The 11,928-nt window shown below is 69.6% G+C and carries 10 protein-coding genes and 1 tRNA gene; 2 read left to right on the forward strand and 9 right to left on the reverse strand.

The genetic code is table 11. The features are described from left to right. The 4 genes from VIU94_RS06375 to VIU94_RS06390 all read right to left on the reverse strand — a co-directional run. Window positions 1-1,442: oligosaccharide flippase family protein (locus VIU94_RS06375; protein ID WP_331908459.1), on the reverse strand; the 1,442-nt coding region annotated here is incomplete at its 3' end. An 11-nt stretch (window positions 1,443-1,453) separates the two neighbouring features. Beyond that, window positions 1,454-2,464 (reverse strand): GDP-mannose 4,6-dehydratase, encoded by a 1,011-nt coding sequence (gmd, locus tag VIU94_RS06380; protein ID WP_331908461.1) that lies wholly within the window; start codon window positions 2,462-2,464, stop codon window positions 1,454-1,456. A 37-nt stretch (window positions 2,465-2,501) separates the two neighbouring features. Continuing rightward, complete coding sequence (locus VIU94_RS06385) at window positions 2,502-3,842, reverse strand: phosphatidylglycerol lysyltransferase domain-containing protein (RefSeq protein ID WP_331908463.1); 1,341 nt, start codon at window positions 3,840-3,842, stop codon at window positions 2,502-2,504. A gap of 4 nt (window positions 3,843-3,846) precedes the next feature. Beyond that, the gene (locus VIU94_RS06390; protein WP_331908465.1) at window positions 3,847-4,716 is read right to left on the reverse strand and encodes a glycosyltransferase family 2 protein; all 870 of its coding nucleotides are present in this window, start codon (window positions 4,714-4,716) and stop codon (window positions 3,847-3,849) included. A gap of 181 nt (window positions 4,717-4,897) precedes the next feature. On the opposite strand from VIU94_RS06390, the gene VIU94_RS06395 reads away from it, so the two are divergent. After that, a complete protein-coding gene (locus tag VIU94_RS06395) occupies window positions 4,898-5,971 on the forward strand; it encodes a hypothetical protein (RefSeq protein WP_331908467.1) in 1,074 nt (357 codons plus the stop codon). A 33-nt stretch (window positions 5,972-6,004) separates the two neighbouring features. On the opposite strand, the gene VIU94_RS06400 is transcribed toward VIU94_RS06395, so the two are convergent. The 4 genes from VIU94_RS06400 to VIU94_RS06415 all read right to left on the reverse strand — a co-directional run bounded on the left by VIU94_RS06400 (window position 6,005) and on the right by VIU94_RS06415 (window position 11,077). Then, window positions 6,005-6,613 (reverse strand): sugar transferase, encoded by a 609-nt coding sequence (locus VIU94_RS06400; protein WP_331908469.1) that lies wholly within the window; start codon window positions 6,611-6,613, stop codon window positions 6,005-6,007. Window positions 6,614-6,864: 251 nt separating this feature from the next. Continuing rightward, the gene (locus VIU94_RS06405; protein ID WP_331908471.1) at window positions 6,865-8,598 is read right to left on the reverse strand and encodes a hypothetical protein; all 1,734 of its coding nucleotides are present in this window, start codon (window positions 8,596-8,598) and stop codon (window positions 6,865-6,867) included. A gap of 177 nt (window positions 8,599-8,775) precedes the next feature. Continuing rightward, on the reverse strand, window positions 8,776-9,393 hold the full coding sequence (locus tag VIU94_RS06410) for a hypothetical protein (RefSeq protein WP_331908473.1): 618 nt from the start codon (window positions 9,391-9,393) through the stop codon (window positions 8,776-8,778). Between the two features lie 295 nt (window positions 9,394-9,688). Then, window positions 9,689-11,077 carry a BamB-related PQQ repeat family beta-propellar protein gene (locus tag VIU94_RS06415; protein ID WP_331908475.1) on the reverse strand — a complete coding sequence of 463 codons (1,389 nt, stop codon included), beginning with the start codon at window positions 11,075-11,077 and terminating at the stop codon, window positions 9,689-9,691. Window positions 11,078-11,149: 72 nt separating this feature from the next. Here VIU94_RS06415 and VIU94_RS06420 point away from each other — a divergent pair, with 72 nt between their 5' ends. Then, a complete protein-coding gene (locus tag VIU94_RS06420; RefSeq protein WP_331908477.1) occupies window positions 11,150-11,614 on the forward strand; it encodes a hypothetical protein in 465 nt (154 codons plus the stop codon). 174 nt (window positions 11,615-11,788) lie between these two features. Here VIU94_RS06420 and VIU94_RS06425 read toward each other — a convergent pair. After that, window positions 11,789-11,862, reverse strand: a tRNA-Thr gene (locus tag VIU94_RS06425). Between the last annotated feature and the right edge of the window lie 66 nt (window positions 11,863-11,928).

Raw genomic sequence — 11,928 nt, forward strand, 5'->3', positions numbered from 1 at the left:
CCGCGTTGCACGGCCGTCGCGTACAGGGGCATCCGGCGGCGCGCGGCCAGACAGACGAGGGCGACCGGGAGCATGCCGAGCAGGGCGAAACCCGTCGCCGCCAGGGGCGCCTCGCCCAGGGAGGCCCCGGCCAGGCCGCTCGCCCACAGGGCCGCGCCGACGGCCGCGTGCACGAGATAGGGACGGACCAGCGAGCTCAGCCGGCACACCCCCTCGCGCTGCCAGCCGCGCAGTTGCAGGAGATGACCGAGGCCGGTGCCGACGGCCACGGCGGCGGCCAGCAGGGTGAGATCGTGCGTCAGCGCCCCGGCCACGGCGGTGGCGACCGTGCCGACGGTGACGGCCACCTGGATCCGCAGCAGCGTGCGCATCGCCTTGCGCACCTCGTCCACGGCGTAACAGATGTTGTAGAGCAGGGTGAGCGCGGCGCCGACGGCGAGCACCGGCACCAGCGCGCAGGCCGTCTCCCAGCCGGGTCCCAGCAGCAGCCGCAGCGCGGACGGCCCGACTCCGGCGGCGGCGCCGAACGAGACGAACGCCAGCGCCGAGCCGACGCTGAGCACATCGCGGACGGCGGGCCCGAGAGGCAGACCGTCGCCGTTCCTGCGGGCCAGCGCCGGGGTGACGGAGCGGTGGAAGTTCTGGAACAGCATGTCCCCCGGCAGGGCGGTGGTCAGCGAGGCCCGGGAGAACTGCCCCGCGGCGGCGGCGCCGAGCCCGCGGGTCACCGCCCACAGCGGCGCGCTGAGGGTGAGCGACTGGATCAGGCTGTACCCGGCGAACGCGCTGGACAGGCCGAGCATGGAGCGGACCGGCACCGGCGGCCCGTCCTCCGCCACGGCGCGCGCCAGCCGCGGGCCGCACATCATGAGCGTGTACGCGGCGCCCAGGGCCGGAGCGACGGCCAGGCCGTACGGCGTCCAGCCCAGGGCGAGCAGGGCCGAGGCCGTGGCCATCCCGCAGACCTGCCCGAGCAGTTCCGTCAGCGCGATGAACCGCCCGTGGTCGAGCCGGCGCAGCGCCGTGGCCGCGACCGACGCCGCGGGCTGGACGAGGAACTGCAGGCCGGCCAGCCGGAGCAGCGGACCGGCCTCCGGCAGATCCCACGCGGCGACGCAGAGCGGAGTGACCGCCTGTACCGCGGCGCAGCACACCGCTCCGGTCGCCACCGACACCTTCCACGCGCTGCGCACCGTCCGCTGGGTGAGCCGCTCGGCACGCAGCAGGTACGTGCCGAGTCCGGGACAGGCGAAGGGCGCGAGCAGTGTCATGAGGGTGGCCGACACGGCGTATGCGCCGTAGGCGCCGGGGGACACCAGCCGGGCCGTGTAGGCGGTGTAGCAGATCTGGAGGACCGCGCCGATGACCGCGCCGGAGGAGTTCCAGGCCAGGACGGCGAGAACGCCGCGCGATCCGGACCGGACCGGCTCGGTTGCGGTCATGGCGGGCCGGTTCAGGAGGGGACGCGGTTGAGCGGAGCAGGCTTCGTCAGGAGCTGCAGTTCGGCGTCGACCATGATGCGCGCCAGCTCGGGGGCGTACACGGTCGGCTGCCAGCCCAGTTCGCTCCGGGCCTTCGTGGCGTCGCCGATCAGGTCGGGGACCTCGGAGGGGCGCAGATAGCGCTCGTCGAAGCGGACGTGCTTCTCCGGGTCGAGGCCGACGTGCTCGAAGCAGAAGCCGAGGAAGTCGCGGACGCTGTGACTGGTGCCGGTGGCGACGACGTAGTCGTCCGGCTGATCGCGCTGGAGCATCCGCCACATGGCGTCGACGTACTCCAGGGCGTAGCCCCAGTCGCGGCGGGCCTCCAGGTTGCCGAGGTAGAGGAACTCCTGCTCGCCCCGGGCGATCCGCGCGGCGGCGCGGGCGATCTTGCGGGTCACGAAGGTCTCGCCGCGGCGCGGCGACTCGTGGTTGAAGAGGATGCCGTTGACGGCGAACGTCCCGTACGCCTCGCGGTAGTTGCGGGTGGCCCAGTAGGCGTAGACCTTCGCGCAGGCGTACGGGGAGCGCGGGTGGAAGGGGGTGTTCTCCGCCTGGGGCGGCGGGGTCATGCCGAACATCTCCGAGCTGGACGCCTGGTAGAAGCGGCAGGGCAGCCCGGTCATCCGGATCGCCTCCAGCAGGCGCACGGTGCCCAGGCCCGTCGTGGAGCCGGTGAACTCCGGCTCGTCGAAGGAGACTCGGACGTGCGACTGGGCGGCCAGGTGGTAGACCTCGTCCGGCTGCAGCCGCTCCAGCAGGGTGGTGATGCGGCTGCCGTCGGCGAGGTCGCCGTAGTGCAGCAGGAGCCGGGCGTCGGCGTCGTGCGGATCCTGGTAGAGGTGGTCGATCCGCTGCGTGTTGAAGGCGGACGAGCGACGGATCAGCCCGTGGACGGTGTACCCCTTGGCCAGCAGCAGCTCCGCGAGATACGAGCCGTCCTGGCCGGTGATACCCGTGATCAGTGCTTTCTTGGGAGACATGCGCGCACCCTAACCGGACATAGTAGATAAAGCGGACTCATTCGATGGTCGCGGCCTGTGTCGTCGGCACCGGGGTGACGGACACCGGTCGGGCGTCCCGCGTCTTCGGCACGGGCAGCGACGGTCCGTCCGTGGTCCGCGTGGCGTACCGCACCATCAGTCCAAGGAGCAGGCCGTCGGGCACCGTCGGTTCATAGGTGAGCCAGTAGACCGCCTCCCCGGCGGCCAGCAGCCACATCAGCAGTCCGGCGGACGTCGTCCGGCCGCCGCTGCGGAGCGAGGCGAGGACGATCCCCAACAGCAGGGCCAGCCCCAGGAGTCCGACCCTGAGCAGCATCAACACGTAGTAGCTGTGCGGGTTGACGTCGGTGACGACGCCGCCCAGGAGGCGGTCGTACCCACTGCCGAAAGGAAGACCGAACAGCCAGTCGCCCGTCCCATGCAGTCGGTCGATCAGCTGCAGCCACCCGGTGACCCGCCACTCCCACGTGCTGTCGTTCGACGCCGATTCGGCAAGGTCCGTGGTCAGCCGGTCGGCGGGGAGCGCCGTCGTGAGGATCACGGCGGCCGTCGCGGCGAAGGCCACGGCACCCCCGGTGACCGCCTTGCGCAGCACCCGTCCGGGGCGCAGCAGCAGCCAGCCGCAGGCCATCGCGGCGATGGCCGTCCATGCGGAGCGGTGCTGCAGCAGAAGCACGGTGAGCAGCAGCGGGCCCGCGACGAGCAGAACGCGCGGACGCGTCCCCCGCACCACGAGCAGCATCACCGCCGCCTGGGCGACGAGGAACGCCGCCACGGCCGGGACCCCGCGGCCGCCGACGACGTGGCCGTCCACCAACACCGTGGAGGAGCTGGAGCCGACGCCGTACTGCGACCACCACACCAGCGCGAGCAGCACGTACCCGACGGCTGCCGCGGTCCAGGTCCGTACGACGACGGCGGTCAGATCCCTGCGGGGGTTCGCGGCGACGACGTACAGCGCCGGCCCGAAGACGTACAGGAACGACGTCCGCGCGTCGTTCCCGGCCGCCTGCACCCCGTGCGCGGCCACGCCGGCGAGCAGGGAGCCCAGGACGACCGCGCAGAGCAGCCACAGCGCGCGGCGCCGAAGGCTCGGGCGGACACGGGGATGCACCGCGAGCTGGACGACGACCGCGAGGATCGCGGCGGCGACCAGGAAGTCCAGCACGGTGAGGTTCATGCCGCCGACGTCGAGCGAGAGAGGCCCAGCGTCGCCCAGGACGAGGGAGAACTGGCCCGCCATGAGCAGACCGATGCCGATCCCCGGGCTCCGCACGAACACCGTCACCAGCAGGACGAACACCATCAGTGCACCGCAGGCGAGCAACGCGGTCGCGGGGTTCTGGGCGAGAGGCATGCGATCACCGGCCCCGCATCGCGCGCAGGAAGGTCTTGATGTACGGCGAACACATCAGCACCGGCGCCCAGGGCCACAGGTGCCGGGCGCAGTAGACCCACCACGCGCGGCACGGCAGTTCGCGCCGCGAGGTGACCCGGCGCAGCGCCTCGCGCGCGCCGATGCCGGGTTCCTTGGATCCGCTCAGCGGCGGATTCGTGTCGCAGGCGCCCACGTGACGGGGCGCCACGAACGGGCCCATGCCGGCCCGCCGGGCCCGGAAGCCATGGTCGTAGTCGCCCATGTTGTGCCAGAACCGCCGGTCGATGTCGCCCACACGGTCCCGCACTTGGCGGGGCACGAGCACCACGTTGCCGTGGTGGGTGTCGCAGGGTTCGGGGCGGCCGGACGGCTCGACCATCATCAGGTCGTGCTGGTACGGGTGCCACCAGGGCCGATCGGTGTGCCGCAGCCCCGAGTACGTGGTGCGTCCGCCGTCGGTGGAGTGGACCGCACCGACGACCACCGCTTTCCCGCCGACCTCGTCGGCGGTGTCGAGCAGCAAGGAGAGCGCGTCGTCCCCGAGCCGCACGTCGTCGTTGAGCCACAGGTGGTGGGTGAAGGGCGGCAGGCCGGGGCGGACGCTTCGGCCGGCGGCGATGCGCATGCCCTCGCCCCAGAAGACGTCGGGGCCCACGCTCACCACGTCGACGTCCGGGAACCGCTCGGCGATCCGCTGCGGGGTGCCGTCGGTGCTCGCCGCGTCCACCAGATGCACACGCACGGACGTGCCGGGCGGCAGATCCCGCTGCCGCTCCAATGCCTCAAGGGCGGCAAGGGTTTTCTCACAGCGATTGTGACTGGCCATCAGTACGGCAATGCACGGCGCGTCCATATGGGCTCCCTGGCGCAAGCAGTCTCGGACAGAGATGAAATCTCTGGTACATATACGCCCAAATCAGGTATACGTGACCACTGCGTGGATTCTCGGCTGCCGTCGGCCGTTCGTCGCGCATCTCGTCGCCCCGCGTGTCCTGGCACCGGTCACCCCGTCGGGCCGTGCAAAAGGAGAGCGAATGAACGCGAGTTCCTCATCGCGCAACGTCACCGTGGCCATGGCCTTCGCGCGGATGCCGTCCGCCCAGAGCCCCTATGCACGCGGCCGGCTGGGGGAGCCCACGTACTACACGTACTACCGCTGCATGGCCTCCGCCTACGGCTCGCTGCGCCGCTGGAATCCCGACGCCGACCTGGTCCTGGTGACCACGGACGCCCTGCCGGAGCCGTTCCACGGACAGCTCGCGCGCCTCGGCGTCGAGATCCTGCTGACCCCGTTCGCCCACCGGCCCCCGGAGGGGTACGCCAAGGTGTGGGGATGCTCGCTCTATCACCTCGACGCCATGGAAGCACTGCGCGGCAGAGGCGGCGTACACCTCTTCACCGAGCCCGACGTGCTGTGCGTGCGGCCGTTGGACGACCTGATCGCGAGCGTGGGCGATGCGGTGGGGGCGCAGGCCGAACGACTGGAGGACCTGGCCAAGCCAGGGTCGAAGAAGCTGGAAGGGTACTGGGAACTGTGCTCGGCGATGCACGTCGAACTCGGTGAACAGACCGCGGACCACGAGATGTTCAACGGCTCGGTCTACGTCGTTCCCGAGCGCTGGGCGTCGCCGCTGCACGAGCGGATCGACAAGGCGTGGCAACTGTCCATGACCCGCCACGACCGGGGCGAACAAGGGTTCTTCCAGGACGAGCACTTCATGAACTACGCGCTGCGCGGCACTCCCGTCACGGAGATGAGCAGCCATGTGCGGGTCATCCCCACAGCGCCCTATCGCCGGTTCCTCACCGACCGGGACACCATTCTGGGCCTGACGTTGTGGAACCTCCCGTTCGAGAAGGACCTGGGATTCCAGCGCATGTACCGCGACGCCGTCGACCCGGGGTCGTGGTTCTGGACGTCCTCCCCGGAGGAGTTCCGCAGGCGGGCGGGGGCCATGCTCTCGGCCACGCGACGGACGCCCCAGCGCGCCCTGCTCAATTTCTGCGGCGATGTCGTCGAGAAGGTCACGACGGAGCGGATGCAGATGCGCATGAGGCCGCTGTACACACGCATGGTGCAGATCGCCGCGTCGATGCGCTCGCATTGAGTCCGCACGCGCACGGCGCCGAACGCGCTCGCATCAGTGGGCGCCGCGGGCGGTCAGTACCGCCGGGGCCGTGCGGGCGAGGATCGTGAGGTCCATGCGGACCGAATGGTGGTGCACGTAGTACAGGTCGAGCCGGACCATCTCCTCCCAGGAGAGCTCCGAGCGCCCGCTCACCTGCCACAGCCCGGTGAGGCCGGGCGGCACGGAGAGCCGGGCGCGGGCCGGGCCGCTGTAGCCGGAGTCGAAGAGCGGCAGGGGCCGCGGGCCGACCAGCGACATCTCCCCGCGCAGCACGTTGACCAGCTGCGGCAGCTCGTCCAGAGAGAGCCGCCGCAGCACTCGTCCCACCGGTGTGATCCGGGGATCGTGCCGGATCTTGAACAGATGGCCGTTCATCTCGTTGTGCGCCGCGATCGCGGTCCGCTGGTCGTCCGCCCCGTCGTACATGGTGCGGAACTTGAGCATCTCGAAGGGCCGGCCGCTGTGCCCCGCCCGTACCTGCCGGAAGATCACGCCGCCCGGCGAGGTGGTGGCGACGGCGAGGGAGACGAGAAGGAACAGAGGAAGTGCCAGGACGAGAAGTGCCAGGCTGACCGTCAGATCGATGAGACGTTTGATCCGCATGATGAACGCCGTGTCCATTCGTGTGAGATCCCCGATATTCATCACAAAGGATCTGCTTCAGGATCAGGACCTTCTCACGATCTCCGCGGCTCCCCCCGGCAGCCACACGAGCCCGGCAGGCGGAGTCCTCCCAGCGGCGTACATCCGTTGAACCAGGAAGCCCCAGCTCAGAACGGTCTGAGCTGGGGCCTCGACGGAGCCGCCTTCGGGATTCGAACCCCGTTTCCGCGGGTCACCGGCCCATGACAGCCGGAATGATGTGCAAGCTCTCAGCTGCACGCATCGATGGGCATGAAGGACCTGGACCCGTCCTTGCCCGCCGGCGCTCCGAGGAACTCGGCCTTCTCCAGCGTCGAGGTCTCCGAGTCCATCTTCGTGGTGTACCCGAGCGAGAGGCCGGCCTTCAGCTCGAAGCCGCCCTCCTTGTTGTCGACGTCCACCGAGTGGACCGTCTTGGTGCTGATGGCGTTGTCGTGAAGGAGGCGGGCGTACGGGTTCGCGCTCGCGCTGAGCGGAGTTCCCGGCTTGTCGGGCGAGGTCGCGGGAGGTGTATCGGTCATCATTCCCGTCAGGGTCTTGCCGTCCACGTTCGGCTTGCCCTCGGAGTCGCCGACGATGTCGTTGTTGCCCTCGCCGATGGCCTTCTCCACCATGTCCCGCTGCTCGCGCTGCTCGGGCGTGATCTTTGACTCCTCGGGGAAGACAAGGGTCGTGGTGGTGGTCTCCACTTCCTTTATGCCGTCCTTGACCCCGCCCTTGATGGTGCCCTTGGGGTTGGCGTCCTTCCGGTGCTTGCCCTTCCGGTGCTTGCCCGTGCCTCCCGGGGCTTCCTTCGACGCTTCGATGTTCTTGGCGAGGCTGCCTTCCTTGGTGAAGGTGCTGACGACGTCGATCCGGGCCAGCTTTCCCTTGTTCGGCCCATCGGAGTAACGCGTAACCGTGATGGCGCCGTTGAACCCGGCGCCGGCCTCGCCCTTGAGCTTCGTGCCAGGCAGCGCGTTCGCGCCCCAGCCGGCCTTCCCCTTGCCACTGACCTCGAAGTCGCGGGTGGTGGAGATGACCGGCGGGTGCACCCAGTTGTTGATCTGGGTGCGCTTCATGCCGCTCGCGTCGACGGCTCCCGAGATCCCATAGGCGCTCTGCTTGACCTCGCCTTCGAGCCCGAGCTCCGCCTTCCCCTTGACCTTCGTCTCTTCGGTGGTGATGTGGTTGTTTTTGTAGGCCTTGTTGAAGTTGTTCCGCTCGTCCTTGTCGAGGTCGACCCCGAAGACCCGCAGGAACCCCTTTCCGGCCTCCTTCGGAGCGGAGTCCTGAAGGCCCTTGACCCTCTCCTGGAACTCAGTGGCCTCCTTCTCGTTGGAGAAGACCCACGTGTCCCCGTCCTTCACCTCGACTCCGGCGCCGAGATCGAGGACCTTCCCCTTGGCGCTCCCGATCTTCCCCTTGATCCCGGTTTCAATGCCGGCCTCACCGCTCCCCTGGACGGTGATCATGAAGCGTTTCCCGGTGCCCGGCGAGCCGTCCGGGAGCTTCTCCGAAGTGTCCGTGAACTCTTCCCGCTTCATGGTGAACTTGCTGCCCAGCTTGACGACGGCGACCTTGACCTCCTGCCCGGAGTCGGTCTGCTCAGTGTGCGTGTTGCACAACGCGGGCCGGTAAGCCGCGTCCCTGTCCTGGACGTTCGGGCCCTTGCCGCTGACGGAGACGATGTCGCAGTTCGATCCGCCGAAGGCCTTGCATATCTGGGCACTGAAGACCCCCGATATATGGCCGTCCATACCGGTGGCGATCATGCCCGCGACGACCGCAGCGGCCACTACGACGACACCCACGTAGTCAAGAGCGCCTTGTCCGGCATCAGTTGACATCCTGCGCGAAACCGACCTCGACCCTTCGAAGGGTCCCATTCCCCCTGCCCCTCTCCCCCGCGGGCTTCCCGCACGGTGATGATGAACCACAAGAATTGATGAATGCCTCGCACGAATGCCGAGGCTGTCGCCCATAACTCCAGTGATTCGGGAAGGAGTTATCGAGGACGGAAAGTCACTGTGCGCGTCAGAATTGGCACATAGGTCTTCCGCGACGCGTAGAACGGTCGTGGATGCATCTCCATGGCTCCACGGCAGCCGATCTCATCGGCGGACTCGCCACGCCGGAGATCCGGCCGACGCGTGCCGGCCTCAGCCGGATTCGACGACCTGGACGCTCTTGGCGACCTTCTCCAGCTCGTCGGCGCTCAGAGCGGATGCGGCAGCGTTGATCCGTACCAGAAAGGTCTCGCCCCGCTTGTCCGTGGCCACCACGTCGACCCCGTTGACCAGCTCCCCCTTGGGAGGGGTCGTCCCGGTTCCCGTGGACTTGAAGGCGTAGTCGATCCGCTGACCGTCATCCGCGCCGCCGACGGTGAAGTCCTTGAACCCCTTGATCTGCGCCCGCAGTTCGTGGTCTCCGAGGGCGGAGGCCGCCGCCGTGTCCGCGTCACGGGAGTCGTCGTACTTGAGCACGACCGAGATCTTCCCGAGCTGGCGTCCGCCCTGCTCCAGCACCGCCGCCCCGTCGGCGGCCTCGGGCCGCTCCGCCTCGGACTGGACCTTCCACGCCTCGGGGAAGTCCACCGTGATCTGGGGCGTCTTGAGGCGCTCGTAGCCCTCCGGCGCCGCCTCCTCCGCCGCGCCGCCGCCCCCGCAACCGGCCAGCAGCAGCATCGCGATCGCCGCGCCGCCCATCACCTGGGCGCTCCACCGGAGTCCGCGCTCTCGCTTCCGCGCCACTCCGTCTGTCGGTCCGCGATGCTCCATTTGCTCGTGGTTCCTTCCGTGCGGCGCGCTCAGTGCGGGGGGGATGTGCCCTCTGGGGCAGCTGTGTTCTGCGGGGCAGCCGTGTCCCGTGGGGGAGTAGGTGTTCGAGAATCGTACAGAGCGACGCCGGTCGACGCATGGGCCCACGGGCCCAATTCGCACGTGCATACGGGACTTACCGCCCTGAGCTGCGGAGCGGCCGGGCCTCCGGGCCTCCGGGGCTCCGGGCCTCCAGGGCTCCGGGCCTCCAGGGCTCCGGAGCCCCGGGCCTCCGGGACCTCGGGCCTCCGGAGCATCACGCCGAAGTCGAAACCGCGCTGACTCCCGCATCCGTGAGCACGTAAAGCCTGCCGTCGGCGACCAGGGGGACTCTCTCCGCACCCGGCTCGCCCTTCGCGCGCCAGATCGCCGCTCCCGTACGGGCGTCGTAGGCCCACAACTCCGCGTCATGGCCCACCAGTACGAACCGGCCCCCCGCCAACGCCGGTGCGGAAGTGCAGCTGTCGGACGCTGTACGCCACAGCTGCTTCCCGTCGGACGCGGCTCGTGCGGTGACATAGCCGCCGGGCTCCTTCGCCCCGTCGGAGAAGGGGTTCTGGAAGCCGGTGTCGACGGAGTGCGCGCCCCGGTAACCGTCACTCGTGGCCAGAAAGACGGCGGACCCGCCCGACGCGGCCTCGGGAGCCACCGGCGAATCGACCGTGGCGCGCCAGCGCCGGTCGCCCGTCGCGGCGTCGTACGAGTACACGGCCCCGGTCCCGCCCTCGCAGGCGTAGACCGTACGCCCGTCGGCGGAGAGAGTGATCCCCGCACCCTGACCGTCTGCTCTCTCCTTCGGAGGCGTGGGTGACTTCCAGCGCCGCTCCCCGGTCGAAAGGTCGTACGCGGCTAGTTCGTTGGCCTTCCCCGACCCGGTCGCGTACAGCAGCTTCGCACCCGTCGCCAACACCACGCTGTCCTGCTTCGGCAGCGACCAGCGCTCGTCCCCCGAATCCGCGTCGAGTGCGACGATCCGTTCGCCGTCCCGGGTCTCCGCGATCACCTGTCCGCGGGAGGGGTCCCCGAGCAGCAGCCGGTTCCCCTCGGTCCGCCACTTGACGCGCCCCGTGGCCGTAGCCAGCCCGCAGAGCACACCCTCGACCAGGGTGCGGGTGCCACCTGCCTCGTCCGCCGCCTTCTCCGTCCCCATCAGCACGCACACCGTGGAGCCGATCACCACAGGCGCCGCAGGGGGACCGCCGCCCAGCGGCGCACTCACCCAGCGCCGACTGCCGTCGCCGTCCGCGAAGGCGTTGAGGCGCCCGCCACTGGCTGCGGCATAGACGGTCCCGTCGGCGACGGTGACGGGACCGAGCACCGCGTCCCCCTGCTTGCCGCCGGTCACCTCGGCCACCCACCGCTCGCGTCCGCTCCCGGCGTTCACCGCGTGCACGGACAGCGGGCCTTCGGAGGTGACGTAGAGAGAGCCGCCCGCACTGCTCAGCCAAATCACCCCGGCGGCAGCGCCGTTCATCGCGTACGTCCAGGCGGGCTGCCGCTCGGGCGGCGCCGCGATGCCCCCGCCCTCGTCACTGCCGAACACCTTCCACGCCGCGAAGGCTCCGACGCCCACGACCCCGGCCCCGAGCACTGCTCGGCGGCCGACGTGCCGCCCCTGCCGTCCGGCGTGACCCCGTGCGTTCATAGCTTCACCTTAGATGGCGACACGATCACCTGAGATAGCGTGTGCGGCCCCGAGAAAAGAGAGAGGTGCACGATGTACGGCACGCGCAGCAACCAGGCCTGGCCGCGAGCACATCAGATGCAGGCGCGGGGGTTCCAGGAGCGTCCCAAGTGGTTCTTCCCACTGATCCGCTCGTGGGCTGTCGGCCTGGTGGCGCTGACGCTGCTGAGCTTCGCGGTGGACTACGCGGTACAGGGTGTCTTCGACTCCCGACTCAACTCCTTCGGCTGGCGGGTCGCCCTCATCTACATCCCCAACGTGCTGACGATGACCATCTGCGTCCTGGCCGCCGGCCGCGTCCACCGCGACCCGCACCGCGACTCCCTCCCCCGCCATCTCACGGCGACCCTGGCGGTCCCGCTCTTCACCCTGGTCATGTCGCTGATCAACGGTTGGGGCGCGCTCGACGCGGAGGTCGGCTCGATGATGGTCGCCGCCGTGCTGCTCGGGGCCGTGCTGGGTCTCACCCTGGACCGGGTGCTGGAGAGCCGCCGCTGAGCGTGAAAGCTCCTGCGGAAACGCCCGTTGGCCACGCGGCCCGCTCGGCCCGGCGCGGTGCCGCGTCGCACCCCCCGGCGAGCGCGCCGCCGCCGAGTGGTCCGGGCAGCCGCCGAGTGGTCCGGGCATAAGAAAAACCCCAGGTCACGGCGAGTGAGTCCTGGGGTTGATCCGAGCCGCCTTCGGGATTCGAACCCGAGACCTACGCATTACGAGTGCGTTGCTCTGGCCAACTGAGCTAAGGCGGCAAGCCGTGCGGTCCCATGGTGGGTGCAGCAGCGTCGCCAAGTCTACACAGTTAATCGGGGTGCTCC

It is taken from the genome of Streptomyces sp. (genome assembly GCF_036566765.1).
In the GTDB taxonomy this organism is placed as follows: Bacteria; Actinomycetota; Actinomycetes; order Streptomycetales; family Streptomycetaceae; genus Streptomyces.